This is a genomic window from Pararhizobium sp. P1_E7, assembly GCF_056405855.1.
The window spans coordinates 13,449-39,487 of sequence record NZ_JBFUBH010000023.1; the positions used below are offsets into that span (position 1 = coordinate 13,449).

General features: G+C 62.3%; 27 protein-coding genes and 2 riboswitches. Of the genes, 13 read left to right on the top strand and 14 right to left on the bottom strand.

The genetic code is table 11. The annotated features are described in order from the left end of the window. Window positions 1-107 precede the first annotated feature (107 nt). The 4 genes from AC1D17_RS19015 to metA form a co-directional block, all read right to left on the bottom strand. Window positions 108-875, bottom strand: coding sequence for an SDR family oxidoreductase (locus AC1D17_RS19015; protein WP_477566897.1), 768 nt, complete (start codon window positions 873-875; stop codon window positions 108-110). Between the two features lie 147 nt (window positions 876-1,022). Further along, a complete protein-coding gene (locus AC1D17_RS19020; protein ID WP_477566938.1) occupies window positions 1,023-2,039 on the bottom strand; it encodes an aldose epimerase family protein in 1,017 nt (338 codons plus the stop codon). Window positions 2,040-2,277: 238 nt separating this feature from the next. Further along, the gene (locus AC1D17_RS19025) at window positions 2,278-2,730 is read right to left on the bottom strand and encodes an N-acetyltransferase family protein (protein ID WP_477566939.1); all 453 of its coding nucleotides are present in this window, start codon (window positions 2,728-2,730) and stop codon (window positions 2,278-2,280) included. Next, entirely contained in the window at window positions 2,727-3,653 is a 927-nt protein-coding gene (gene metA, locus AC1D17_RS19030; protein WP_477566898.1) for a homoserine O-acetyltransferase MetA, read from the bottom strand. The genes AC1D17_RS19025 and metA overlap by 4 nt, the downstream gene beginning before the upstream one ends. A gap of 87 nt (window positions 3,654-3,740) precedes the next feature. After that, a riboswitch (SAM riboswitch) is annotated at window positions 3,741-3,818 on the bottom strand. Between the two features lie 247 nt (window positions 3,819-4,065). Between metA and AC1D17_RS19035 the strand changes: the two genes are divergently transcribed. Beyond that, window positions 4,066-5,523, top strand: coding sequence for a PAS domain S-box protein (locus tag AC1D17_RS19035; protein ID WP_477566899.1), 1,458 nt, complete (start codon window positions 4,066-4,068; stop codon window positions 5,521-5,523). A 29-nt stretch (window positions 5,524-5,552) separates the two neighbouring features. On the opposite strand, the gene AC1D17_RS19040 is transcribed toward AC1D17_RS19035, so the two are convergent. The 3 genes from AC1D17_RS19040 to AC1D17_RS19050 form a co-directional block, all read right to left on the bottom strand. Next, complete coding sequence (locus AC1D17_RS19040; protein WP_477566900.1) at window positions 5,553-7,382, bottom strand: ABC-F family ATP-binding cassette domain-containing protein; 1,830 nt, start codon at window positions 7,380-7,382, stop codon at window positions 5,553-5,555. A 2-nt stretch (window positions 7,383-7,384) separates the two neighbouring features. Then, on the bottom strand, window positions 7,385-8,035 hold the full coding sequence (locus AC1D17_RS19045; RefSeq protein WP_477566901.1) for a thiamine diphosphokinase: 651 nt from the start codon (window positions 8,033-8,035) through the stop codon (window positions 7,385-7,387). Window positions 8,036-8,159: 124 nt separating this feature from the next. After that, window positions 8,160-8,687, bottom strand: coding sequence for a MarR family winged helix-turn-helix transcriptional regulator (locus AC1D17_RS19050; RefSeq protein ID WP_477566902.1), 528 nt, complete (start codon window positions 8,685-8,687; stop codon window positions 8,160-8,162). Between the two features lie 120 nt (window positions 8,688-8,807). On the opposite strand from AC1D17_RS19050, the gene AC1D17_RS19055 reads away from it, so the two are divergent. Together AC1D17_RS19055 and thiB are read left to right on the top strand one after the other, a co-directional pair. Beyond that, entirely contained in the window at window positions 8,808-10,310 is a 1,503-nt protein-coding gene (locus AC1D17_RS19055; RefSeq protein ID WP_477566903.1) for an MDR family MFS transporter, read from the top strand. Between the two features lie 64 nt (window positions 10,311-10,374). Then, a riboswitch (TPP riboswitch) is annotated at window positions 10,375-10,491 on the top strand. A 40-nt stretch (window positions 10,492-10,531) separates the two neighbouring features. After that, complete coding sequence (thiB, locus tag AC1D17_RS19060) at window positions 10,532-11,542, top strand: thiamine ABC transporter substrate binding subunit (protein ID WP_477566904.1); 1,011 nt, start codon at window positions 10,532-10,534, stop codon at window positions 11,540-11,542. Window positions 11,543-11,741: 199 nt separating this feature from the next. Here thiB and AC1D17_RS19065 read toward each other — a convergent pair whose 3' ends face one another. From AC1D17_RS19065 to hemC, 6 genes are all read right to left on the bottom strand, one after another. Further along, window positions 11,742-12,485, bottom strand: coding sequence for a glutamine amidotransferase (locus tag AC1D17_RS19065; protein ID WP_477566905.1), 744 nt, complete (start codon window positions 12,483-12,485; stop codon window positions 11,742-11,744). Window position 12,486: 1 nt separating this feature from the next. After that, a complete protein-coding gene (locus AC1D17_RS19070; protein ID WP_477566906.1) occupies window positions 12,487-12,972 on the bottom strand; it encodes a tellurite resistance TerB family protein in 486 nt (161 codons plus the stop codon). Between the two features lie 31 nt (window positions 12,973-13,003). After that, window positions 13,004-14,683: a heme biosynthesis HemY N-terminal domain-containing protein gene (locus AC1D17_RS19075; RefSeq protein WP_477566907.1), complete on the bottom strand. Its 1,680-nt coding sequence runs from the start codon at window positions 14,681-14,683 to the stop codon at window positions 13,004-13,006. A 10-nt stretch (window positions 14,684-14,693) separates the two neighbouring features. Further along, window positions 14,694-15,992, bottom strand: a complete 1,299-nt coding sequence (locus AC1D17_RS19080) for a COG4223 family protein (protein ID WP_477566908.1) — start codon at window positions 15,990-15,992, stop codon at window positions 14,694-14,696. A gap of 173 nt (window positions 15,993-16,165) precedes the next feature. Then, window positions 16,166-16,888, bottom strand: coding sequence for a uroporphyrinogen-III synthase (locus tag AC1D17_RS19085; RefSeq protein ID WP_477566909.1), 723 nt, complete (start codon window positions 16,886-16,888; stop codon window positions 16,166-16,168). 3 nt (window positions 16,889-16,891) lie between these two features. After that, window positions 16,892-17,821 carry a hydroxymethylbilane synthase gene (hemC, locus tag AC1D17_RS19090; protein ID WP_477566910.1) on the bottom strand — a complete coding sequence of 310 codons (930 nt, stop codon included), beginning with the start codon at window positions 17,819-17,821 and terminating at the stop codon, window positions 16,892-16,894. Window positions 17,822-17,896: 75 nt separating this feature from the next. On the opposite strand from hemC, the gene tsaD reads away from it, so the two are divergent. The 5 genes from tsaD (at window position 17,897) to AC1D17_RS19115 (ending at window position 21,596) form a co-directional block, all read left to right on the top strand. After that, entirely contained in the window at window positions 17,897-18,994 is a 1,098-nt protein-coding gene (gene tsaD, locus AC1D17_RS19095; protein ID WP_477566911.1) for a tRNA (adenosine(37)-N6)-threonylcarbamoyltransferase complex transferase subunit TsaD, read from the top strand. Further along, on the top strand, window positions 18,994-19,992 hold the full coding sequence (locus AC1D17_RS19100; RefSeq protein WP_477566912.1) for an NAD(P)H-dependent glycerol-3-phosphate dehydrogenase: 999 nt from the start codon (window positions 18,994-18,996) through the stop codon (window positions 19,990-19,992). The genes tsaD and AC1D17_RS19100 overlap by 1 nt, the downstream gene beginning before the upstream one ends. 18 nt (window positions 19,993-20,010) lie before the next feature. Beyond that, complete coding sequence (locus AC1D17_RS19105) at window positions 20,011-20,304, top strand: YciI-like protein (RefSeq protein WP_477566913.1); 294 nt, start codon at window positions 20,011-20,013, stop codon at window positions 20,302-20,304. 2 nt (window positions 20,305-20,306) lie between these two features. Then, window positions 20,307-20,738 (top strand): EVE domain-containing protein, encoded by a 432-nt coding sequence (locus AC1D17_RS19110; protein ID WP_264219697.1) that lies wholly within the window; start codon window positions 20,307-20,309, stop codon window positions 20,736-20,738. 195 nt (window positions 20,739-20,933) lie between these two features. Continuing rightward, window positions 20,934-21,596: a class I SAM-dependent methyltransferase gene (locus AC1D17_RS19115; RefSeq protein ID WP_477566914.1), complete on the top strand. Its 663-nt coding sequence runs from the start codon at window positions 20,934-20,936 to the stop codon at window positions 21,594-21,596. On the opposite strand, the gene AC1D17_RS19120 is transcribed toward AC1D17_RS19115, so the two are convergent. Next, window positions 21,583-21,936: a hypothetical protein gene (locus AC1D17_RS19120; protein ID WP_477566915.1), complete on the bottom strand. Its 354-nt coding sequence runs from the start codon at window positions 21,934-21,936 to the stop codon at window positions 21,583-21,585. The genes AC1D17_RS19115 and AC1D17_RS19120 overlap by 14 nt on opposite strands. Before the next feature lie 24 nt (window positions 21,937-21,960). On the opposite strand from AC1D17_RS19120, the gene AC1D17_RS19125 reads away from it, so the two are divergent. The 5 genes from AC1D17_RS19125 to AC1D17_RS19145 all read left to right on the top strand — a co-directional run bounded on the left by AC1D17_RS19125 (window position 21,961) and on the right by AC1D17_RS19145 (window position 25,960). Beyond that, window positions 21,961-22,245 (top strand): hypothetical protein, encoded by a 285-nt coding sequence (locus AC1D17_RS19125; RefSeq protein WP_477566916.1) that lies wholly within the window; start codon window positions 21,961-21,963, stop codon window positions 22,243-22,245. Window positions 22,246-22,528: 283 nt separating this feature from the next. Continuing rightward, on the top strand, window positions 22,529-22,921 hold the full coding sequence (gene sdhC / locus AC1D17_RS19130) for a succinate dehydrogenase, cytochrome b556 subunit (RefSeq protein ID WP_264219694.1): 393 nt from the start codon (window positions 22,529-22,531) through the stop codon (window positions 22,919-22,921). 15 nt (window positions 22,922-22,936) lie between these two features. Then, window positions 22,937-23,317 (top strand): succinate dehydrogenase, hydrophobic membrane anchor protein, encoded by a 381-nt coding sequence (gene sdhD / locus AC1D17_RS19135; protein ID WP_264219693.1) that lies wholly within the window; start codon window positions 22,937-22,939, stop codon window positions 23,315-23,317. A 6-nt stretch (window positions 23,318-23,323) separates the two neighbouring features. After that, a complete protein-coding gene (gene sdhA, locus AC1D17_RS19140) occupies window positions 23,324-25,168 on the top strand; it encodes a succinate dehydrogenase flavoprotein subunit (RefSeq protein WP_477566917.1) in 1,845 nt (614 codons plus the stop codon). Window positions 25,169-25,180: 12 nt separating this feature from the next. Beyond that, entirely contained in the window at window positions 25,181-25,960 is a 780-nt protein-coding gene (locus AC1D17_RS19145; RefSeq protein ID WP_060502745.1) for a succinate dehydrogenase iron-sulfur subunit, read from the top strand. The last annotated feature ends 79 nt before the right edge of the window (window positions 25,961-26,039 follow it).

The window sequence follows — 26,039 nt, forward strand, 5'->3', positions numbered from 1 at the left end:
AGATTCTTGCGGCTCCATAGGGCGGAAGTGAGGCGTGCCTTTCTCCTGCTAGGCCGTCCTGCGCCGCCGTGTTTGCTTGATCTTCGCTAGTCAAAAAGGTCCCGCTATCAACCCCTTCCCACATAGGGCATCTGCGTTGCCATCACCGTCATCGTCAGCACATTGGCGGTAAGCGGCAGGCCGGCCATGTAGACCACCGCGTCGGCGACCAGATTGGCGGGGATGGTCGGTTCGCTGGCGATCTCGCCATTGGCCTGCAGGACGCCGCTGCTCATCTTCGATGTCATTTCGGTTGAGGCATTGCCGATATCGATCTGGCCGCAGGCGATGTCGAACAGACGGCCGTCGAGCGCGGTCGATTTGGTGAGACCGGCGATCGCGTGTTTGGTTGCCGTATAGGGCGCCGACATCGGGCGTGGCGTCGAGGCCGAAATCGAGCCGTTGTTGATGATCCGGCCGCCACGCGGCGTCTGCGTCTTCATCAGCTTCATGGCCTGCTGGGTACACAGGAAGGCGCCGGTCAGGTTGGCGGCAACGATGGCGTTCCACTGTTCGAAGGTGATGTCTTCCATCGGCACGGCCGGCAGGCCCATGCCGGCATTGTTGACGAGCAGGTCGAGACGGCCGAAATCATGGCGGATGGTCGAAAACAGGGTGGCGACCGCCTGCGGATCACCGACATCGGCAGCGAACGCCCGTGCCGTCCCGCCGGTCAAGTCCGACATTTCTTTCGCGGCGTGCTGGAGAATATCGAAGCGCCGGCCCGAAAGGACAACCGTGTAGCCGTTTTTCAAGAGGGCCTCGGCAATGGCGCGGCCAATGCCGGTGCCGCCGCCGGTAACCAGGGCGATCTTCCTTTGTCCTGTCTCAGTCATTGCTCGACCCTCCCGCCCGTGTCGACCTAAGATAGGCGCCTTGAGCGCCGCATCAAGCCCGGTTTCTGCCGACCCCACGCAACGGGCGAGCGAAACGGAGTTTCACCCCGCCGGCCGTCCCGAGCCCGGCATGCCCCTCACGGCGCCTCAGCTTCCGGTAAAGACGTAGTCGGTTTCCTGGCGGAGCGTATCACCGGGCCGCAGCACGGCGTGCGGGAAATTGGCATGGTTGATCGCGTCCGGCCAGATCTGCGTTTCCAGGCAAAATCCGGCGAACGGGCCGTAGTGGCGGCCTTCGAGGCCGGGCACGGCAACATCCATCTTGAACCCGGTGTAGAATTGCACGCCGGGTTCGGTGGTGCGGACTTCCAGTGATACGCCGGAATTGATGCTGCGCACCAGGGCGGCCGACTGTTTGGGGCCGCGCGTCTGCGACAGGCAGAAATTATGGTCGTAGCCGATCCTGTCGCCCTCCAGCTGGCGGCGCATCGGGGTCATGGCGCGCAGGTCGAAGGCGGTGCCATCGACCGCGCGGATCTCGCCGGTCGGGATCTGCAGTTCATTGGTCGGCAGATAGCTATTGGCGGCGATCATGACGTCATGACTGAGCGCATCGGCGGTGCCGTCGAGATTGAAATAGCTGTGCTGACAGACGTTGCAGATCGTCGCGCGGTCCGCCGTGCTCTCATAGACGACGTTAAGCACGCCGCCATCGCTCACAGTATAGGTGCAGGTGACGGTGCAATTGCCGGGATAGCCGGCGCGGCCATCGGGATCGGTAATCTGAAGCACGACGCGGTTTTCCGCCTGCTCAACGACCGTCCAGAGCTGCCTGGCGATGCCGTCGCTGCCGCCGTGCAGGTGGGTCACCCCGTTTTCATTGCATTCCAGCTGGTAAGGCACCCCGTCGATGGCAAACCGGCCGCTGCCGATACGGTTGGCATTGCGGCCGGGTGTTGCGCCGAAATAGGGGGAATGATCGAGATAATCCCGGAAATTTTCGAAGCCGAGCACAAGAGGGGCCGCATGGCCGGCAAGGCGCAGGTCCTGGATGACGGAGCCCCAGGTGAGGACATGTGCGGTCAGTCCGCCGCCTCTGATGGTAATGCGATGCACGGGCTCGCCGGACGGCATATGGCCGAACACTTCAGTCTCTGTCTGCACGGCCATTCTTCCTCCACTAATCCTGCTGCACAATTCTCTAAACCGGCTCGGCTTAAGGAAAAATTATGCAGCAAATTTAAAGTGCTACGGCGACCTTTGCGCGGCGTGAATGACGCGCGGCGCTGTAGGCGGCAAACTGCGTCATTTCGCTGAAGGCGGCAACCGAAAAGTCATACAATTCACGGTCGATTGGCAGGCGCTGGTGTCGTGCCGTCTGCGCTGTGAACATAGGGCCTGTTCAAAACGTCTTCTGGTAGATGATGAAGGGTGTCTTTTCAGCGATCCGGTCGTAAAGCGTGCGGGCATTGGCGTTGAAGTCCTGGGTCATCCAGTAGACTTCCCCGGCCTTTTCCGCGTTCGCCCTGGCATAGACGGCTTCGATCAGCGCGCGGCCGATGCCCTGTCCGCGCACATCCGGATCGGCGAACAGGTCCTGCAGGTAGCAGATGGAATTGCTGTGCCAGCAGGACCGGTGAAAAAGAAAATGCGCAAGGCCCACCGGCCTGCCGTCGAGAACGGCGAGAAATCCCGCATATTCATTCGCAGCACCGCTCAAAAGACGCGAAAAGGTCAGCGCGTAGATGTCGTCCGGCAACGTGGTTTCGTAGAAGGCGAGATAGGCCTTCCACAGCCGGCGCCAGTCTTGCTCGTCGCCGGGTTCGATGGGGCGGATGGTAAGGGGTGCGGTCAGCGTCTGTCCTTCCCGATATCGGCGAGATCAAAGGATGTCGTCTGGTAGATATCGTTGATCCAGTTGCCGAACAACAGGTGTGCGTGGCTACGCCAGCGGTTCTGCGGCGTCAGCGACGGGTCGTTGTGGGGGAAATGGTTGTGCGGCATCTTGATCGGCACGCCGGCATCGACATCGCGGAAATATTCGTCCGACAGCGAGGTCGAGTCATATTCGACATGGTTGAAGACATAGAGCCGGTTGCCAGCCTTCTCGTGCACGAAGCAGACGCCCATCTCGTCGGATTCCATCAGGATCTCCAGCGCGGGCCTTTTCTCGATGTCGGCGCGGCGCACTTCTGTCCAGCGCGACACCGGGATCTGGAAATCGTCCGAGAAGCCGCTGAGATAGGGTGAGGACGGGTTGAGATTGTGGTGGCGATAGACGCCGAAGGCCTTTTCCTTCAACGTATATTTCGGCACGCCATGGAAATGATAGATCGCCGCCATCGCGCCCCAGCAGATGTTCAGCGTCGAATGGACGTTGGTATGGGTCCAGTCGAGAATCTGCTGCATCTCTTTCCAATAGGTGACGTCTTCATAGTCGAGCGTCTCCACCGGCGCGCCGGTGATGATCAGGCCGTCGAATTTGCGGTGCTTCACCTCTTCCCAGGTCTCGTAGAATGCGAGCAGATGCTCTTCCGGCGTGTTCTTGGCCTTGTGGCCGCCGAGCCGGATGAGAGAGAACTCGACCTGCAGCGGCGTCGCGCCGACAAGGCGCGCCATCTGCACCTCGGTCTTGATCTTGTTCGGCATGAGATTGAGCAGGCCGATCTGCAGCGGCCGGATGTCCTGGCGGATCGCCGCGGTTTCGGTCATCACCCGCACACCCTCTTTGACGAGGGTTTCGAAGGCGGGCAGCGTATCGGGAATCTTGATGGGCATGGGCAACACTCGGGTCTACGAACAAGCGGGCTTCGGACTGGCCGGCACAAAAAAACCGGCAACGACAAATCGCAACCGGCCCCGCTTGCTTGCGCACGCACGGCCCTTTAGCGACTTATTTAACGTGGCTGCAAGCCGGCCGGCCAAATCACCACGAGAACATTCAATAGCGCCTGTCCGCGCGCGAATCAATATGCGGCGCCCATCTCGCTGAAACGGACGCCGTGTTGGAAAACAGCGCGTTGGAAGGGGCGCTGAAAGCTGCCGCCTCAGGCAAAGGGGAGTGACGCATGCCCGTGCCCGGCGACCACGTTAACGATATACATGCGCTTGCGGAAAGATTATCATCCCATGTCTTTGTGAATGAATTTCCGGCCGCACACAGCCTGTCACGGCACTAACGGAGAGACGGATGAGTTCCCTTTCGCTTGGTCCAGCGGATGGTGATACCGCAGGCATCGAAAAACCGCTTTCCTACAACGGGCAGAAGCCGTCTTCTGCTGTGGATTTGAGCGTCCAACGCATTCTCGAGGCCCTTCCCGAGCCGATCTATATGACGGATGCGAGGGGCCGGATAACGTTCTACAACAGCGCTGCCGTCGAAACGTGGGGCGTTCGACCGGAGATCGGCAGGAGCGAATTCTGGGGATCGTGGAAGCTGTATTGGCCCGATGGCACGCCTTTGCCTCACGACGAATGCCCAATGGCCACAGTCCTGAAGGAAGGGCGCGCCAAAAGAGGATTGGAAGCGGTTGCCGAACGCCCCGATGGCACGCGTATTCCTTTCCTGGCATTTCCAACACCGCTCTTTGACGAAGCCGGCAATCTCACCGGCGCCGTCAATATGCTGGTCGACCTCACGGAACGAACAATCGTCAATGAGACGGCACAACGGTTTTCGGCCATCGTCGAATCCTCGGACGATGCGATTATTGCCAAGGATCTCAAGGGCACGATCATCAGCTGGAATCGTGGTGCGGAGCATCTGTTCGGCTATACCGCAGCTGAAATCATCGGCAAGCCTATAACCATCTTGATTCCACTGGATCGGCACAACGAGGAACCGGACATCCTCGCCCGCATTCGCCGCGGCGAACGCATCGACCACTACGAGACCATCCGGCGGCGCAAGGACGGGACCCTCGTCGAGATTTCCCTGTCGGTGTCTCCGATCAGAAGCCGTGACGGCAGGGTTATCGGCGCTTCGAAGATCGCGCGTGATATCACCGAGCGCAAGCGCGCAGAGGAGCTGCAGCACCTTCTCATCCGGGAAATGGACCACCGTGTCAAAAATCTGTTCGCACTGGCGAGCAGCGTCGTCTCCCTTAGCGCCCGCTCGGCAGGCACGCCGGCAGAACTGGCCTCGACTGTTCGGGACCGGCTGAACGCGCTGGCGCAAGCCCACGCATTGACGGTTCCATCGACCTGCGAAGCGAGCGGGAGAACCGAGCAGAGCACGACGCTGCATCGATTGATCGAAACGATCCTGGCGCCCTATCATACCGGCTTGGACAGTCCCCAGCCTCGTGCCGTTGTCACCGGTCCGGATATTCCCATCGGCGGTGCAGCCGTTACGAGCTTTGCATTGCTGTTGCATGAGTTTGCGACGAACGCCGCCAAATACGGAGCGTTGTCCGTGGCCGAAGGCGTGCTCAGTATCTCCTGCCGCGAGGAGGAGGACCGCTTTATCCTGACATGGACCGAGCGCGATGGGCCGCCGGTCGACCGGCAGGCCGATGGAGACGGGTTCGGCACGCTGCTTGGCAAGGCGACGGTGCGAAACCAATTGGGCGGCGAGATCGTCCGCGTGTGGAAGCCCGAGGGCCTATCGATACGGCTTACCGTGGCGCGCGATCGTCTGGGTGTTTAATAATTCCGGCGGCGCAGTCGACGATTGTCCTACCCCTCGATCTCTTCCCGCAGCATCTCCAGTTCGAGCCATTCCTCTTCCATCCTGGTGATCGAAGCGCGAAGTTTTTCGAGCTCGGCGGCGAGCGCCGAGAACCGGGTTGGGTTCTTCGAAAACAGGTTGGGGTCGGCCATTTCCTTTTCGCGCTTGGCGATTTCAAGTTCGGCCTTTTCCATGTCCTTCGGCAGGTTCTCGAGTGCGAATTTCTGTTTGAAGGAAAGCTTGCCCTTGCCGGTCTTTGGCGCAGAGGATGAGGAGTCGCTGCCGGTGGCGGATTTGGCTTTTTCGGCTTTTTCCGCGCGCTTCTTGTCGTCGGCGACGCCCTTGCGCTGCGCCATCATGTCGGAATAGCCGCCGGCATATTCGATCCAGCGGCCGTCCGGCGCGTCCGGGTTGGCCGGCGCGATGGTCGAGGTGACGGTGCGGTCGAGGAAGTCGCGGTCGTGGGAGACGAGGATGACGGTGCCGGAGAAGCCGGCGACGATTTCCTGCAAAAGGTCCAGCGTCTCGATGTCGAGGTCGTTGGTCGGTTCGTCGAGGATGAGCAGGTTGGTCGGCCGCGACAGGATGCGGGCGAGCATCAGGCGGGCGCGCTCGCCGCCCGACAGGTTCTTGATCGGGGTTCTCGCCTGTTCGGGCTGAAACAGGAATTCCTTCATATAGCCGGTGACATGGCGCTGTTCGCCGTTGACGAGCAGGTTTTCGCCGCGGCCGTCGGTGAGGTAATGCGCCAGCGTGTCCTCAAGGTTCAAGTCCTCGCGGCGCTGGTCAAGCGTGGCGATTTCGAGGTTCGTGCCAAGCTTGACCCAGCCGCTGTCGGGCTTGATCTGGCCGGTCAGCATCTTCAGGAGGGTGGTCTTGCCGGCACCGTTCGGGCCAACGAGACCGATGCAATCGCCGCGATGGACGCGGATCGAGAACGGCGCGACGATACTGCGGCCGCCATAGGTCTTGGTGATCTGATCTGCCTCGATCACCAGCTTGCCGGATTCGCGGGCATCCGAGACAGTCGCCTGGACCGAGCCTTGCGGCCCGGAATGGCCGCGGTGTTTGGCGCGCAGGTCCTGCAGCGCCCCGAGGCGGCGCATGTTGCGCTTGCGCCTTGCCGTCACGCCATAGCGCAGCCAGTGTTCCTCGCGTTCGATTTCCTTGCCGAGCTTGTGCTGTTCGATCTCTTCTTCTTCCAGCACCTTGTCGCGCCAGGCCTCGAAGAAGCCAAAGCCCTGGTTCAAGCGGCGCGACTGGCCGCGATCGAGCCAGACGGTGGAATTGGAGACCTTTTCGAGAAAGCGCCGGTCATGGGAAATGACGACGAGGGCCGAGCGGCTTTTGATCAGCTCGCCTTCCAGCCATTCGATGGTGGGGAGGTCAAGATGGTTGGTCGGCTCGTCGAGCAAAAGGATATCCGGCTCCGGTGCCATGACGCGGGCCAGCGCTGCGCGGCGGGCTTCGCCGCCGGACAGCTGGGCGGGATCCTCGTCGCCGGTCAGTCCGAGATGTTCCAGAAGATAGGCGACGCGGTAGGGATCGTCGCTGGGCCCAAGGCCCGCTTCGGCATAGGCGCGCACGCTGTCGAAGCCGTCGAAATCCGGCGCCTGGTGCAGGTATCGGATGGTGACGGAGGGATGGCGGAAGATTTCGCCGGTCTGCGGTTCGGCAAGGCCGGCCGCCATCTTCATCAGGGTCGATTTGCCCGAACCGTTGCGGCCGACGAGGCAGATGCGGTCGCCCGGTTCCACCTGCAGGTTGGCGCCGGCCAAGAGCGGCGTGCCCCCGAAGGACAGGAAGATATCGTCGAGTTTCAGAATGGGTGGCGCCATGGTCAGGCTCCCGAAAAGTCTTGAGGACGGGCAAGAATCAGCGCCCGGCCGGAGGAAAGGGTGAAGCGGACGGTGCCTTCGGCGACATTGGAAACAGTGCGCGAGGAGCCGAACGGCAGATGGAAATCCTTGAGCGGATAACGGGCGCCTTCGATCGAAAGACCGGTCAGCGTATCGAGCCCGAGGATGGAAAACAGGCTGCCCTTCGGCAGGCCGATCTTAAAGGTGCCCGGCAGAAGCGGATAGGCTTCCTCTTCGCCGGAGGTGAGGAGCATGTCGATGCCGTCTTCGGCGAGCTTGGCCGCATAGAGCAGGTGCATGAAGGCATGGTCGCTGCGTTCACCGCTAAGCGCGCCGGCCAAAATGAGTTTTTGGGCGCCGCGTGCCAAGGCGCCGGCAACGGCAATCTCGCCGTCGGTCTCGTTCTTGGCGGAGGGGTATGGCTCGCGGATGACATCTGGCCATTCGGCGATCAGGGTTTCCGGCGTGGAATCGAAATCGCCGACCCAGAGTTCCGGCTTGAGGCCCAGCACCTTGGCATGGCGCATGCCGCCATCGGCCGCAATGACGCGGGCGCCGGCCAGCTGGGCGGCGAGCCTGTCCGTCGGCGTCAGCGGGCCGCCCATCAAGATTACAAAAGCCTGTTTGCTCATGGCGCAAGGCCATAGCGTAAACAGGGGCGCAAGGGGAAGGGGCAGGCGTGTATTTGCTTATGGCTTGGCGGCCGTCACGCTATCTTCCTCTTCCCCCGCTGGCGAGAAGAGGAAGTTGACCTCGTCAATCCGTATTGTCCTTCTCGCGGGTGCTGCAGACCCGTTCGAACGATGTGACGAACCTGTCGAAGAGGTGGGAAAAGGCGGTCACGTCCTCTTCCGGCCATTCCGTCAGCACGCTTTCGATGACGCCGCGCTTGACCGCCTGTATCTCGGCCACCAGCTGCTGGCCAAGCTCGGTCATCACGACGACGATGCGGCGGGCGTCGGCCTGCGAGGCTTCGCGCCTGAGTGCGCCGCGCGTCACCATTTCGCCGACGATGCGGCTGGCGCGCGAGGGGTCGATCCGCATCATTTCGGCAATGGTGCCGACCGTTACCTCGCCCTCCGGCCTAGCCCGCCGGACGGCCTCGAGGACGTCGAGATGGGTGATTTCAAGGCTCGGCGCGACATTGCTGATGACCAGGCGGGCGAGCACCCGTCTGCCGACCATCGTCCGCCAGCGGCCCATCGATTGAGCGATCAAGGCGCGGCTGGCCTCCGGTTCCCCGGTTTCTGTGGTGTTGTCCAATGTGGAAGATGCGTGATCCATGCCTCATCCTAGCAAAACGAGCCGGTTTCATAAAGCATGAATATGCGTTGCGCATAAATGTGCTGTTGACAATTATATGCTAAGAGCACATAAATTGCCGAAAGCAACCGGATATCTCTGATGGACATGCATGTCACACCGGCGCCGCTCGTATCGAGCCCCGCGCTTCGCCTGACCCTTTTCTTCTTCCTGATGACGGCGCTGTTCATGGCGACGCTCGACAACCAGATCGTTGCGACCGCGCTGCCGACCATCGTCGGCGAGTTCGGCCAGATGGAACGCTTCGGCTGGATCGGCTCGGCCTATCTGCTTGCCACCTGCGCCGTCATGCCGCTCTACGGCAAGCTCGGCGACCTGTTCGGTCGCAAATATGTGATGATCGCGGCGGTAACGATCTTCACGCTGGGGTCGATCGCCTGTGGGCTCGCCGTCTCGATGAACACGCTGATTGCCGCCCGCGTGCTGCAGGGGCTGGGTGGCGGAGGCATCATGGTGTCGATCTTCTCCATCAATGCCGATCTGTTCGAGCCACGCGAGCGGGCGAAGTACCAAAGCTATTCCAGCCTCGTGCTGATGGCGTCCGGCGCCGTTGGTCCGGTGCTCGGCGGCACGATGAGCGACCTGTTCGGCTGGCGTTCGATCTTTCTCATCAACATTCCGATCGGCATCGCGGTGCTTGCCGGCCTGTTCATCTTCCTGCCCTATCGCCGTCCGACGCGCCGTCCGGCGATCGATTATGCCGGAGCGATGCTTCTGGCCGGTACGGTCACCTGCGCCGTGCTCCTGGGCGATGGCGCCGAACTGTTCGGCTCGTTGTTTTCGCTCGGCAGCCTGGCGATCGTTACGCTCGGCGTGGTTTGCGCGGCAGCCTGGGTCTTTGTCGAGCGGCGGGCGCCCGAACCGATCGTGCCCTTGACACTGTTTGCCAATCCGACTTTCAGCCTGATGCTGGTGATTTCGCTGGCGAGCGGCGCCGTCGGCATCGGCATGGTCAATTATTTCGCGCTGTTCCTGCAAACGACGACCGGGCTGACGCCGTCGCTCGCCGGGCTGCTGTTCATCATGCTGACCGGCGGCATCGTCTGTGGCTCGCTGACGGCGGGGCGGCTGATTTCGCACTCGGGCCGCTACAAGCCGTTTGCGATCGTCAGCGCCAGCCTGACGGTGCTGGCACTGACGATCTTCTCGCAGATCCAGCCCGGCACGCCGCTTCTTGTCATCTGCGCCGTCATGGCGCTGCATGGCATCGGCATCGGCTTTGGCCAGCAGGTACCGATCATCGCCGTCCAGAACATTGCGTCGCGCGGCGATGTCGGTGCCGCCACCGGTGCCGTCACCCTGTCGCGCATGGGCGGCGCCTCGATCGCCATCTCGATCTACGGCGCCATCATCGCGGCAGGCCTCGCCCGCGGGACGACAGCGATCCCGGGTGTCGCCGATGTCGAGAAACTGACGCCGCTGGTGCTGTCGATGCTGCCGGAAGCGACGCGCCAGCTGGTCGCGCAAAGCTATACCGCCGCCTTCATGCCGCTGTTTCTGACGGCCGGCGGCATTTCGCTGATCGCGCTGATCTCGGCCATCAGCCTGAAGGCCGTGCGGCTGCCGCAAAAGCCGGCGGCGTGAGGGGATTAACCCACCCCTTGCCACCGACCACTTGCCAAGCATTTCGCCCGGGTCTAAACCTCCTCCTGCTCTAACGGGGTGCCGTTCGTTCCTTGGGACGTTCGGCTGAGAGGCTTTGTCAAGCCAACCCGAAGAACCTGATCCGGCTTGTACCGGCGGAGGGATTAGACGGCACAATTGAGCGCCCTCTTCCCAATTTTGGATTTATAAAGGAGGCGCGGATGCGCAAGGCAATCATTCCATTCATCGCGGTATTCGCTGCCCTCGCCACGCCGTTTTCCACTTCTGCCGAAGACAAGGTGCTGACGGTCTACACCTATGAAAGCTTCACCAGCGAATGGGGGCCCGGCGCCAAGGTCGCGGAAGCGTTCGAGAAAACCTGCGGCTGCAAGGTTTCCTATGTCAGCGTCGCCGATGGCGTCGAGCTCCTGACCCGGCTGAAGCTTGAAGGCGCGTCCTCCAAGGCCGATATCGTGCTTGGCCTCGATACCAATCTCGTTTCCGAAGCCAAGGCGACCGGCTTCTTTGCGCCGCACGGTATCGATACCTCGGCCGTCAAGGTTCCCGGTGGTTTCAGCGACGATACGTTCGTTCCCTATGACTACGGCCATTTTGCCGTGATCTACGACACGCAGGTGATGAAGGAGCCGCCGAAGAGCCTGAAGGAACTGGTCGAGGGCGATGCGAACCAGAAGATCGTCATCGAGGATCCGCGCACCTCGACGCCGGGGCTCGGCCTGCTTTTGTGGGTGAAGTCGGTTTATGGCGACGAGGCCGCCGCCGCCTGGGCAAAGCTCAAGGATCGTGTGCTGACCGTCACCCCCGGCTGGTCGGAAGCCTACGGCCTGTTCACCAAGGGCGAGGCGCCGATGGTGCTGTCCTACACGACCTCACCGGCCTATCACATGGTCGCCGAAGGGACCGACCGCTATCAGGCGGCAGCCTTCTCGGAAGGTCATTACATCCAGATCGAAGTGGCCGGCATGACGAAGGCTGCCAAGGACCCGGCGCTGGCCAAGGAATTTCTTGCCTTCGTCACGGGGCCTGAGTTCCAATCGATCATCCCGACAACCAACTGGATGATGCCGGTCGCCGCCGTCAAGGAGCCGCTGCCGGAGGCGTTTAGCAAGCTGGTGACGCCGGAAAAGACATTTTTGATGTCGTCCGACGAAGTTGCCGCCAACCGCAAGGCCTGGATCGACGAGTGGCTCGCCGCCATGAGCAAGAACTGATACGGTCGGGGAGCGACGGTTTCCTCTTCTTCCCAGAGGGGATCGTTGCATAACCCTGGCGCATCCTTGTGTTGGTCGCCGGTGAACCTGCCTCTGCGCCGCCAGCCCATTTGGACTGCGGTGCCAACACAGGCAGGGGATCACATCTCAGCGATTTGCAACGGTCCCCTTGAGAGGGAAACAGGGAGCATTCAGTTGCTCAAGCGCTGATCTTCTCTGCCTGCCGCTGGAAGACATGGGTGAGAAACCGGTCCATCCAGGCGCGCAGCGGCGCGTCGTGGTCCATGCGGCCTTCCAGATGGGCGCGGCCGAGTTGCGCACCGGGCAGTTCGAACCGGTGCGCGCCATGCACGACCCAGCGATGCATCATTACCCGCGTCAGTTCGCCATGAAACTGGATGCCCCAGGCATTGTCGCCATAGCGGAAGGCCTGGTTGGGATAGATACTGCCGGAGGCGAGCAGTTCGGCGCCCGCAGGCAGGTCAAAACCTTCGCGGTGAAACTGGTAGACCATCGACGGCCATTCCATCAGGGCGCGGCCTTTTTCGGTGGCGTGCAACGGATACCAGCCGATTTCCGCCTGCCCTTCATGGTGCGGAGCGACCACGCCGCCGAGATGGCGGACCAGCATCTGGGCACCGAGGCAGATGCCGAGGAAAGGCTTGTTTTCGGTCAAAGGGACGGAGAGCCAGTCGATTTCGCGGCGGACATAGTCCTCTTCGTCATTGGCGCTCATCGGCCCGCCGAAAACGACGGCGCCGGCATGCCCATCCAGCGTGGCGGGCAGGGGGTCGCCGAGCACCGGGCGGCGGATATCGAGGCTGAACCCCTTTTCCAGCAGCAGGTGTCCGACACGGCCGGGGCTGGAGTGTTCCTGATGCAGGATGATCAGGACCGGCTTGCCGGTGTTGCGCCCATAGAACGTGCGGTCGTCGAAAAGCATTTCACTTTTCCTGTTGCGCGGTGGTCTCCTCCACGATGTCCAGCTTGGCGGCCACCTCCTGCCGCTTGATGATCCTGTCCCTGCCGGAAACGCCGAGCAGATCGGCGATCCGCCAGATCACGTGGTCTTCCATCTCGCTGCGCTTGCCATCGGCATAGACAATCTCCCACAGCATGCCGACGAGGTCTATCCGCTGCTCCTCGGAAAAATGCCGTTTGATGTCGGAGGTGAAGCGGAAGAAGTCGATGGCCTGGCTTTCGGCGGTTTCGCCCGCGGCGATCAGCGCGTCGAGTGCCGCATCGTCCAGCTTGTAGTGATCCTTGATCATCGAGCGCACCTTTTTACGCTCCTTCTCGTGGATTTCGCCGTCGGCCTCCATCACCTGGATGCAGAGCGCCATGATGGCGATCCGGCGGTCGCCCGGCTCTATCGCCGACGGCCCGCTGCCGGTCAGATTATCGAGGAAAGTTCGAAAACGTTCAAACATGCTTTTCCGTCAAAAAAATTTGGGTTTCTTTTCAAAAAAGGCGAAATGTCGTCTTTTCCAATGACTTGTTGTTGTCATCGCGAACACCGGGATCATCAGGCGGACGGCCGAAGAAGGGTTCGACGACATTGTCCTCTTTTTTGCCTTCAGCAGGTTTGGCTGGGGCCGTCCTTGTTGTCGGCGGCTGGCGCTCGACTTTCACCGTCTGCGGCACGATCACCGATTCGCTCGGCGCCGGCACGGCGATGGTCCTGACCGTTTCCGGCGCTGTGTCTCCGGCTTCGATCACAGGACTGGTCTTGAACGGTGTTGCGGCTCGTTCAGGCTGCGGCTCTTGACGCGGATGGACCACCGCAACCGGCGGCAGGCTGCGAATCGCAGCGTCTGCGGCGTCGGGCGTGCCTTCCTCGACCGGCCCGGCAATCTGGGCGATCGGCTGCTTCCATTCAAAGGCGTCGAGGCGGCCGCTGACCGGCGAGACCGGCAGCCATTCCGGCGCTGTCACACCGTCGGCGGTCCAGGCCGGATCGCGCGGGCTTTTCAGCGCCTGGTTCATCCAGTGGCGGATACGGCCGTCATCGCCGGTATCGGCTTCCTCGATATCGGCGAGCAGCAGAAAGACGCCCTCATTCGGCTGGATGCGGGCGGCGGCCTCCGCCTTGGAGCGGGCAAGCGGCAGTTGGCGCGCTTCGAGCGCACTTTCGGCAACGGCGGCGAGCGCCACGGGGTTGTTGGGTCTCAACGCCTCCAGCTTATTGGCGCGCTTCAACCGGTCGGCGGCCGAATCGCCGCTGCGAGCGCGGACATAGAGCCTGGCGACTTCCGGATGCGGGTCCTGTTTCCAGAGCTTTTCCAGGATGGCGGCCGCCTTGCGCAGATTGTCCTCGCGAAACAGCGCCTTCGCGGCGACCAGTCCGGCGGGTATCAGGCCTTCGGCAAGCTTCAGCGCCGCCGACGCATCGTCACGGGCGCCCTTCGGATCGGCTTCCAGCTTTTCGGCGGCGCGGGCGGTCAAAAGCACGGCCTTCTTGCGGTCGGCTTCCTTACGCTCGATGACATGTGCCGTGCGGCTCTGGTCGAGGAGGCGGATCGCTTCATCCCACTGGCCGGTCTGGCTGCGATAGTCCAATGCCGCCAGCGTTGCCCAGGGCAGGTGCGGCGCCTTGTCGGCGGCGCGCTCGGCATATTGGCGGGCCGCTTCGTTGGCGCCCAGCCGCTTGGCTTCGAGATAAAGGCCGCGCAGGCCGAGTTCTCGGGTTTCCGGATCGTCGGCCATCAGCTCGAATTTCTTGCGGGCGTCGTCGTATTTGCCCTCGATCAGCGCCGTCTGCGCTTCAAGCAGGTGGATCAGCGGCTCCTGGTCGGAACTCAGGAACCCATGGGTGCGGGCGGTCATCTTGCGGGCAAGCGCACTGTCGCCGGCCCCGGCGGCAATCAGACCGGTGGAGAGCGCCTGATAGCCCCGGTCGCGCTTGCGGGCGCGGAAATAACGCGAGATCGAATGGGGGGAAAGCCAGACGACACGGAGGAACCACACGACAATCAGAACGGCCGCGATCAGCGAGGCAAGCAGGGTTGCCGCCACCATCAGGCTCATCTCGATGCGTTGGCCCTGCCAGATCAGCGACAGTTCGCCGGGACGGTCGGCCAGCCAAGCAAAGCCGGCACCAAGCGCCAGAACGATGAGGACATAGAACAGAATACGGATCATGAACTCCTCCTTAGCCCTGGTTGGCCGTCATGGCACCGGCAACGGTGGCGCCGATCAGACCCTCGACGCGGATACGTTGGTCGAGCTTCGTCTTGAAATCGGTACCGGCTGCCTTTGCGGGCTCCGGCAAGGCGGCCCATTCGAGGCTCGCGCCCTTCAAGTCGCCATTGGTCAGCTTGTCCTCGATGCGGGCGACGACGGCTTCAGGGCCTTCGCCCTCGACGCTGCCGACGGGGCGGATGCGGATAGCTAAGGAGGCGCTGTCCATGAGACGAGAGAAAATTCCCTGATTGGGATCGCTGTGCTGCGTTGCCTCCAGCATCGCATCGGCAACCGCCGGGAAATCGCGCACCAGATCGGCGCGGGGCGCGATGCCGGTCTTGGCATCTTCGGCGAGACCGGTAACGGCCGGGTCGCTCGCGGCGATGCTCTTCAGCGCGTCCAGTTCGGCAAGGAACGGTCCGCCGCGGTCAATCGCCGTCTTCAGCGCGGTGACGGCCACGGCGCGGGCCAGCTGAACGTCGCTCGCCGGTTCGTCGATTTTCTTTTCTGCGGCATCAAGCCGGGTCGAAAGCTCGGATTTCGCCGTCTCGGTGGATTGCTGCGCATCGGCCAGCGCCGATTTCAGCGTGGCGATCTCGCCGGTCAGGTTGGCAATCCGGGCATCGAGTCCCGAAACATCGGCGGCCGCGCCGTTTCCGGCTTCAGCGGCCGTCTTTTCAAGCGCGGCGATACGGGCCTCAAGCGTGCCGAGATCGGCGGCCGCCTGCGGAACGGGTGCTGCGGCAAGCTGGGCCTTGAGGGCTTCGATATCGCTGGCAAGGCTCTGCTCGATGGCCGTGTTGCCACCGCCCGGACCAAGCGAGGGCATGACGCCAGCATATTGCAGGCCGCCGGCGCCGACAAGCGTGATCAACCCACCGAGGATGCCGGCGGCAAGGGCGCCTGAATTGGACACGCGGCGCGGTTCGGCATGGAACGGCCGGGCCGGGTGTTCCGCCGCTGTTGCGGCCGAGGTCGGCTCTTCGGCAAAGGCTGCCGCTGCAGCCTCGGCGCGCGCGTCCTCTTCATCGGCCTCGGGCGCATCATTGTCTTGTTCCGGAATGTCGGCCGGCTCGGGAATGTCGGCGCGCACGGTTTCATCGGCTTCGCCGGCGCGGATTTCAGCCGCCTCGTTGACAACCGCTTCGCGTTCAGCGGCGGCATCGGTTCTGTCCGCGCCTTCGGCTGCCGCCGTGTTGGCTTCCAGGTCGATCGTCAACGGCTCCTGATCGGATTTCGAGCGGCGCGGAGGTTTTTCCGGTCCCATGATGATCTCTTTCCGTTATCGCATGAACGTGACGTACTGTCTTATACCAAGTCTCTATCATCGAGACTTGGTATTAAACCTAGACATGCGGCAGGGATAGGGAAAGCCCCCAAGCGACAATTCCTTGCCTGCCCGTTGCAGTGAGCAGGCGCCGTTGCTCCTTGCCGAAACTGTCAGAGCAGGGCGAGAAGCGCCTCTTCGGAGGGCTCCGTGGCAATGGCGACCGGACCGAAGCCCGAGGGTATGGCGTTTGCGACATGCTCGCTCAGGCAGATCAGCCGGATACCGGAAAGCGCGCCTGCTGCCTTAGGGGAAAGCAGGGCGAAGAAATGCCGTGCTGTTTCGTGCGAATAGAACAGGGCCACGTCCGGGATGGGCGGGCGAAGCAGCCGTTCGACGGTTTCGGGCGCATAGGCGATGGCGGACATCCGGTAGGTTTCGGCCGTGCGGCAAGCGATGCCCGCTGCCCGCAAACCGGCCTCGAAAGCAGGCGAGCGCGGCGAGCCGGCAAGATAAACAAGGCCGCCGGCGAGGTTTGCCGATGCGGCTGTGACGATCCTGGCCAGGGACACCCCGGTGCCGCTGCCGGAGATAACCGTTCGGAAGCCCATTTGCCGCGCCGCCTGCGCGGTTGCCGGCCCGACGCAGTAGACGGGTGTTTGCAGATACGGCGCAAGCTCGGCCTTTTCGGACGCAAGGGCGCGAAAGGCCTCGGCGCTGGTCACCGCAATGGCGCTGTGGGGATGGGCAAGCGCCTCCAACGCGGCCTGCGGCTGATGGACGGCTTCCATGACCGGCAGAAGCACGGCCACGTGCCCCATCGCTTCGAGCCTTGCCGCCGTTGCCGCCGCCGAAGGTTGCGGCCGGGTGACAAGAACGCGCAAGGGGACAGGCATGGCTCAGGTCCAGCTCGAAAAGAAATCCGGTCCCGCATCGATGCGGATATCGTCACCGGCTTTTGCGCCGAGCTGTTCGGCATCGGATGCCTTGCCTTCGGTGCTCACGCGAAAAGACTCGCTGCCGTCCGGGGTCAGGACCATGCCGGAAAAGCGGATCGTGTTGCCATCGGAGACGGCGTAGCCGGCGATCGGCGTGCGGCAGGAGCCGTCGAGCGTTGCGAGAAACGCCCGTTCGCAGGTCACGGCTTCATGGGTTCTGCGATCATTGACCGCTTCGAGCAGCGCATTGACCTTGCCGTCGCCGATGCGGCTTTCGATACAGATCGCGCCCTGCGCCGGCGCCGGTGGAAATATCTCCGGATCAAGCAGTTCGGTCGGCACATTGTCCTTGCCCAAACGCTTCAGGCCGGCGAATGCCAGAAGCGTCGCATCAACCTGCCCTTCCGCCAGTTTTCTCAGCCTTGTATCGACCAGGCCGCGATAGGTGATGACGTTGATATCCGGGCGCAGACGCTTGATCAGCGCCTGGCGGCGCAGCGACGAAGAGCCGATGGTGGCGCCTGGCGGCAGGTCCAGGAGTTTCGCGGCGGTACGGCCGACAAACGCGTCGCGGGCGTCCTCGCGCGGCAGATAGGCGGAAAGGAACAGGCCGGCCGGCAGCTTGGTCGGCATGTCCTTGGAGGAATGCACGGCAAAATCCAACCCGCCGGAGATAAGCATATCCTCCAGTTCCTGGGTAAAAAGACCCTTGCCGCCGATCGCCGCCAGCGAGCGGTCGGTGATCCGGTCGCCCATGGTCGACAGCACGACGATCTCGAACATTTCGGACGGCAGGCCATGCACGGCCATCAGCCGGTCCCGCGTTTCATGGGCCTGCGCCAGCGCCAGGGGACTGCCCCGCGTGCCGATCCGGAAAGGTTTTGTTTGCATCCACTGCGATCCGTTGTTACCGGAGTTCCGTGTATCCGCCTTTCCCCGCGACCGCAATATTCGAGTAAACTGCCCATGTCCGCCCGCCTGCGTATCCTTGGTATCGAAACAAGCTGCGACGAGACCGCCGCTTCGGTCGTCGTGCGCGATGAAAACGGTCATGGCGAGATCCTTGGCGATGTGGTTTTGAGCCAATTGGAAGAGCACAGCGCCTATGGCGGCGTGGTGCCCGAGATCGCCGCGCGTGCCCATGTCGAGGCGCTCGATACGCTGATCGAGGAGGCGCTTTTGCGCGCCGGCGTGACACTGTCGGATATCGATGCGATCGCCGCCACCAGCGGCCCGGGTCTGATCGGCGGCCTGCTTGTCGGGCTGATGACCGGCAAGGCATTGGCGCGCGCCTCTGGAAAACCGCTCTATGCCGTCAATCATCTGGAAGGCCACGCGCTGACGGCGCGGCTGACTGACGGGCTCGCCTTTCCCTACCTGATGCTGCTCGTTTCCGGCGGCCACACGCAGCTCATCCTTGTGAAGGATGTCGGCGTCTACGAGCGCTGGGGCACCACCATCGACGATGCACTGGGCGAAGCCTTCGACAAGACGGCGAAGCTGTTGGGCCTTCCCTATCCGGGCGGTCCGGCCGTCGAGTATGCGGCAAAAAGCGGCAACCCGGACCGGTTTTCCTTTCCGCGTCCGCTGGTCGGCGAAGCCCGCCTCGATTTTTCATTTTCCGGTCTGAAGACGGCCGTTCGCCAGGCAGCCCAGTCGATAGCACCGGTGAGCGAGCAGGATATTGCCGATATCTGCGCCTCCTTCCAGAAGGCGATTTCGCGCACGCTGAAGGATCGCATCGGCCGGGGGCTTGCCCGGTTCAAGGCGCAATTTTCCGGCACTGTCGAGCATCCGGCGCTGGTGGTTGCCGGCGGTGTTGCAGCCAATCAGGTGCTGCGGGCAACGCTGCAGGAACTCTGCGACAAGAACGGCTTCCGTTTCATCGCGCCGCCCTTGCAACTGTGCACAGACAATGCGGCGATGATTGCCTGGGCAGGTGCCGAACGGATGGCGGCGGGATTGCCTGCGGATGATCTGGATGTAGCGCCGCGTTCGCGCTGGCCGCTGGATCAAGATGCGAAGGCCCTGATCGGGTTCGGCAAACGGGGAGCGAAGGCGTGATGGCAGACGCGGTGTGGACGGATCGTATTGTCGTCGTTGGTTCCGGCGCGTTCGGAACGGCGCTGGCTGCTGTTGCAGCCGCATCCGGCAAGGTGCCGGTGACGCTGCTGACCCGCCGCGAAAGCATCGTCGAGGATTTCAAGGAAACCGGCCGCAACGACAGCGCCCTGCCGGGCATCGACCTGCCGGAAACGCTTGATGTTTCCGACGATCCGGCAGTGCTTGAAGGGGCCGGCATCGTTCTGTTCGCCATGCCGTCGCAGGCGCAGCGCGAAGCGGCTCGATCCCTTAACGGGTTTATCGGCAAGGGTGCGGACGTGGTGATCTGCGCCAAGGGCATGGAGCGCGCCAGCGGGCGTCTGCTCACCGATGTCGTTGAGGAAGAATTGCATCTGCAGAATGTCGCGGTGCTGTCCGGGCCGGGTTTCGCCGCCGATATCGCCAAGGGCCTGCCGACGGCCATGGTCATTGCGGCCGGAAGCATCGAGCGCGCGGCGGATCTTGCCGAGGCGCTGTCGGGCGCGACGTTCCGTCTCTATCCCTCCGCCGACCGTATCGGCGTCCAGCTGGGCGGCGCATTGAAGAATGTGCTGGCGATCGCGTGCGGCATCGTCGAGGGTGCCGGCCTTGGCGATTCGGCCCGGGCGGCGCTGATTTCGCGCGGACTGGCCGAAATGTCGCGCTTCGTCGCGGCGCGCGGCGGCGAGGCCGATACGGTGCGCGGCCTGTCGGGTCTTGGCGATCTGGTGCTGACGGCGACCAGCCACCAGTCTCGCAATTTGCGTTACGGCATTGCGCTTGGCCAGAGCGGCAGCGCCAAGGGGCATTCGGGCGAACTGGTCGAAGGCGCGTTTGCAGCCTCGGTCGCTGCCGATGTTGCCAGAAAGCTCAGCGTCGATATGCCGGTGACCGAGGCGGTGGCTGCGATCATCGATGGAAAGATGGATGTGAAAACGGCGCTGGAACAGCTGATGTCGCGCCCGATCACGCAGGAATAATCACTCAAGGAGAATACGATGCTGTTTGCCGTTCTGTGCACCGACAAGCCGAATGCCCTGCAGGTGCGGATGGACGCCCGTCCTGCGCATGTAGAGTTTCTGAACGATCTCAATGCCAAGGGCACATTGGCCTTTGCCGGTCCGTTCCTTGACGATGCAGGCAAGCCGAACGGCAGCCTGGTGGTGATCAAGGCGGAAACGATCGAGGACGCGCGGACCATCGCCAGCGCCGATCCCTATGCCAAGGCCGGCCTGTTCGCCAATGTCGATATCAAGCCCTGGAACTGGGTCTTCAACAAGCCGGAGGCTTGAGCGTGGGTTACTGGCTTTACAAGTCCGAGCCGTTCAAATGGTCCTGGGCGATGCAGAAGGATGCGGGCGCCAAGGGAACCGAATGGACCGGCGTGCGCAATTATCTGGCGCGCAACAACATGCGGGCCATGCAGATCGGCGACAAGGGCTTCTTCTACCACTCGAACGAGGGGCTGGAGATCGTCGGGATCACCGAAGTCTGCGCACTGTCGCATCCGGATTCGACTGCTGATGGTGATGCCCGCTGGGACTGCGTCGATATCCGCGCGGTCTGCGACCTGCCCAACCCGGTGTCGCTAAAGGACATCAAGGCCAATCCGAAATTCGAGACGATGGCCCTGGTCACGTCGATGCGGCTGTCGGTGCAGCCGGTTACCGAAGAAGAATACCTGGAAATCTGCCGGCTTGGCGGACTGGATAATCCGCCGCGGTGATGTGTTTCACCTTTAATAATGCCCCTCATCCGCCCTTCGGGCACCTTCTCCCCGTTTGACGGGGAGAAGGGACTAGCGGCGACCTCCGTCGTCCCCTCTCCCTGCTTGCGGGGAGAGGGTTAGGGTGAGGGGCTCTCACTTAGCGGACGCCGCCGGATAGTACCCGGCGCAACCAACCGGAATCCAGACCACCCGATGAAAACCGATCCCGAAACCTTCATCCGTGCCAATACCGATATCATGACGCCGCCGCATGTGCCGGAAATCCGGCTGCATCTGGCCAGCGAAGCCCATGATCTGTGGCTGAAGACGGAGGAAGAGTTGGAGGAAATCGGCTTGCCGCCGCCGTTCTGGGCTTTTGCCTGGGCAGGCGGACAGGGGCTGGCGCGCTACATTCTCGATCATCCCGGGCTGGTTTCCGGCAAGCGGGTGATCGATTTCGCTTCCGGCTCAGGCCTGGTGGCGATCGCGGCGATGAAGGCGGGGGCTGCCTCGGTGCTGGCCGTCGATATCGACCCCTGGACCGAAACCGCCATCCGGCTGAACGCTGCGCTCAACGGCGTCGACGTCTCATCGGCGGCGGTCGATATCATCGGCGCCGGGCGGGACGCGGACGTCTATCTTGCCGGCGACGTCTTTTATGACAAGGCATTTGCCGACAGGATCGTTCCCTGGTTGACCGCCCTTGCCGAGGACGGTGCCGATGTCCTCGTCGGCGATCCCGGCCGCGCCTATTGCCCGCGCGACCGGATGGAAATGCTGTCGACCTATCAGGTGCCGGTCACCCGGGCGCTGGAGGACAGCGAGGTCAAGAAGACCACGGTCTGGCGGTTTGCCCCGTCCGTCAGCGGCGGATGACGCAGACGCCGGATTCCCAGGAGCAGGCGCGCCCGGCGGTCGATGGGGTCACGTGGATGATCTTGGGACGTGCTGCGGGATAGTTCATTCCCGTATCGTCGGAATAGTAGCCGTAGCCATTGCGCTCCGAGCTGAAATAGGTGCCGTTGCCGGGGTCGGTCCAGGCGGACAGGCCACCGAAATACGTGCCGCCATAGGCCTCGGATGGGAACCCGTCATCGCCATAGGATTGCCCCCAGCCATTTCTGCCGCGACCACGATACTCCCGCACGGCGATGGTGCGGTCATAGCGGCGGTCGTCACGCCGGTATCTCGGTTCGAAATGCCCGCGATCGGCCATTCGCCAATCGGACTGGAACCTGTCATGGCGGCGATCGTTGTGATATCCGCGGCCGCCATGCGAGCGCCGGTCATGTCGGTAAAAGTGGTGGTCGGCGGTCACGCCGGAAATGACTTCCTGCCGTCCGCGGTGATGATGCTCGCCGTGCGACCGTTCGAAATGCGGACGGCGGACATGGTTTCTTTCGCTGGTGCGGTCGCGTGCTTCGGCGAAACTAGCAAACGAGAGGATCACGGCGAGCGCCGCGATCAAGACTTTCGTCGCATTCCGCATGCTGATTGGACGCATTTCGTGCAGCCCTCCGGATGAATCTTAACAAATCCTTAATGGACAATGTGGGCCAGATGGCGGTAAAAGTCACGGATTACGCTGAATTTTTCATGGCTTATCGTTAACGCCACGGCGAAATCGAGTCGTCATGGCGCCACATTTTCGTCTAATCGATTAAATTGATTTTGCAGTGCAAACACACTTGTCGTTAATCAATATGGTGATTAAACGTCGGCTGACTGAATTGCGCACAATCAGGTGCAATACCGGATGAAAATAGTCCAGTTTTTGGGCGTCTTTCCGGGTCTTCCGTGAGGTTCAGATGACGAATGTCACCAAAAGCCGGCCGCTGTCGCCGCATCTACAAATCTACAAGCCCATTCCGACGATGGTCATGTCCATTGTGCACCGCATCACCGGCGGCGCGCTTTATTTCGGCACCATTCTTGTCGCCTGGTGGCTGATCGCCGCTGCGACCGGTCCGGACTACTATGACTGGGTCATGTGGGCCTTCGGCACGATCGTCGGCCAACTCATCCTGTTTGGTTATACCTGGGCGCTGGTGCACCATCTGTTCGGCGGTCTCAGGCACTTCATCTGGGATCTGGGCTATGGCTACGAAAAGCATTTCGCCACCAAGCTTGCCATCGCCAATCTGATCGGTTCGGTCGCCGTGACCGTATTGATCTGGATCATCGGCTACGCGGTTCGCTGAGAGGACAAGAATTCCATGGATATGCGCACTCCCCTCGGCAAGGTTCGCGGTCTCGGTTCGGCCAAGGAAGGCACCGATCATTTCTGGCGCCAGCGGCTGACGGCGGTCGCCAACGTGCCGCTGATCATCTTCTTCGTGCTGTTCCTGATCAAATATGCAGGCGCGCCTTATGCCGAGGTCACCGCCGCCCTGTCGAACCCCTTCGTGGCCGTGGTCATGGGGCTGGTCGTCATCTCCGGTCTGATCCACATGAAGCTCGGCATGCAGGTCATCATCGAGGATTATGTGCATGGAGAGGGCGCCAAGATCGTCTTCGTCATGCTCAATACGTTTTTTGCGATCGCAGTTGGCGGGTTCTGTCTATTCGCCATCCTGAAGATCGCGTTTGCAGGGTAATTCAAAATGGCACCCACCTCATCGCCGCTCATCAACGGCCACGCCTATGACTATGTCGACCATGCCTATGACGTGATCGTCGTCGGCGCCGGCGGTGCCGGCCTGCGCGCCACGCTCGGCATGGCCGAGCAGGGGTTCAAGACGGCCTGCATCACCAAGGTTTTCCCGACGCGGTCGCATACGGTCGCAGCGCAGGGCGGTATCGCCGCATCGCTGACCAACATGACGCCGGACAGCTGGCAGTGGCATCTGTACGATACGGTCAAGGGCTCCGACTGGCTCGGCGATGTCGATGCCATGCAGTATCTGACCATGGAAGCGCCGAAGGCCGTCTACGAGCTTGAGCATTACGGCGTTCCCTTCTCGCGCAATGCCGAAGGCAAGATCTATCAGCGCCCGTTCGGCGGCCACATGCAGAATTACGGCGAAGGCCCGCCGGTGCAGCGCACCTGCGCCGTTGCCGACCGGACCGGCCACGCCATCCTGCACACGCTCTATGGCCAGTCGCTGAAGAACAACGCCGAATTCTTCATCGAGTATTTCGCGCTTGACCTGATCATGTCGGATGACGGCAGCCGCTGCACCGGCGTTGTCGCCTGGAACCTCGACGATGGCACGATCCATCGTTTTTCCGCCAAGATGGTCGTTCTGGCGACCGGCGGCTATGGCCGCTCCTATTTCTCGGCAACATCGGCCCATACCTGCACCGGCGACGGTGGCGGCATGGTGGCGCGCGCCGGCCTGCCCCTGCAGGACATGGAGTTCGTCCAGTTTCATCCGACGGGCATCTATGGCTCTGGCTGCCTGATCACCGAAGGTGCGCGCGGCGAAGGCGGCTATCTCGTCAATTCCGAAGGCGAGCGCTTCATGGAGCGCTATGCGCCATCGGCCAAGGACCTTGCCTCGCGCGACGTGGTTTCCCGCTGCATGACGCTGGAAATCCGCGAAGGCCGCGGCGTCGGCAAGAACAAGGACCATATCTACCTGCATCTCGACCATCTCGATCCGGCCGTGCTGCATGAGCGCCTGCCGGGCATTTCCGAGAGCGCCAAGATTTTTGCCGGTGTCGATGTGACCCGCGAGCCGATCCCGGTCCTGCCGACCGTTCACTACAACATGGGCGGCATTCCGACCAACTACTGGGGTGAAGTGCTGAACGCCGACAGCGCCAATCCCGAGCGTGTCCTGCCGGGCCTGATGGCTGTCGGCGAAGCCGGGTGCGCCTCGGTGCACGGGGCTAATCGTCTGGGCTCCAACTCGCTGATCGACCTGGTCGTCTTCGGCCGCGCCGCCGCCATCCGTGCCGGCGAAGTCATCGACCGGGCATCTCCGATCCCGCCGATCAACGAAAAGGCCTGCGAAAAGATCATGACGCGCTTCGACAGGCTGCGTTATGCTGACGGCTCAACGCCGACGGCGGTGCTGCGCGAAAAGATGCAGCGCACCATGCAGGACGACGCCGCCGTGTTCCGCACGCAGGAATCGCTGGAGAGCGGCTGCAAGCGGATGAGTGCGATCTGGCAGGAACTGAGCGACGTCAAGGTCACCGACCGCTCGATGATCTGGAATTCCGATCTGGTGGAAACGCTGGAGCTGGAAAACCTGATGGCCAACGCCATCGTCACCGTCTATGGCGCCGAAGCCCGCAAGGAAAGCCGCGGCAGCCATGCGCGCGAGGATTATGTCGACGGCCCGTTTGCCGGCCGCGACGACGTCAACTGGCGCAAGCATACGCTGTCCTGGGTGAACGAGGCCGGCGAAGTCCGGCTCGACTACCGCCCGGTTCACACCGAACTTCTGGCCGAGGGCATCGATCCGAAAAAGATCGAACCCAAGGCGCGCGTGTATTGAGGAGAATGATCCATGGTTGAACTCGCTCTCCCCAAGAATTCGACGATGACGGAAGGCAAGGTCTGGCCGAAGCCCGCCGGCGCCACCAACACGCGCGAGTTCCGCATCTATCGCTGGAGCCCGGACGACGGCAAGAACCCGTCGATCGACACGTTCTATATCGATGTCGATGATTGCGGCCCGATGGTTCTCGATGCGCTGCTCTACATCAAGAACAAGATCGACCCGACGCTGACGCTGCGCCGCTCCTGCCGCGAAGGCATCTGCGGTTCCTGCGCCATGAACATCGACGGCACCAATACGCTGGCCTGCACCAAGGGCATGGACGAGGTGAAGGGCGCGGTGAAAGTTTACCCGCTGCCGCATATGCCTGTTGTCAAGGATCTGGTGCCGGATCTCACCAATTTCTACGCCCAGCACCGTTCGATCGAGCCCTGGCTGAAGACCGTTTCGCCGACGCCGGCCAAGGAATGGAAGCAGAGCCATGAAGATCGCCAGAAGCTCGACGGCCTCTATGAGTGCATCCTCTGCGCCTGCTGTTCCGCCTCCTGCCCGAGCTACTGGTGGAACGGCGACCGCTATCTCGGACCGGCCGTTTTGCTGCAGGCCTATCGCTGGCTGATCGATAGCAGAGACGAAGCCAAGGGCGAGCGCCTCGACAATCTGGAAGACCCCTTCCGGCTCTATCGCTGCCACACGATCATGAACTGCGCCCAGACCTGTCCGAAGGGTTTGAACCCTGCCAAGGCCATCGGCGAGATCAAGAAGATGATGGTGGAACGGCGGGTCTGATTGTTCGGCCTTACGCAATGCAACCGATCTCGGACCGGGCTCTCCCCGTTTGCGGGTAATCTTGCGGTCTGACCGGTTG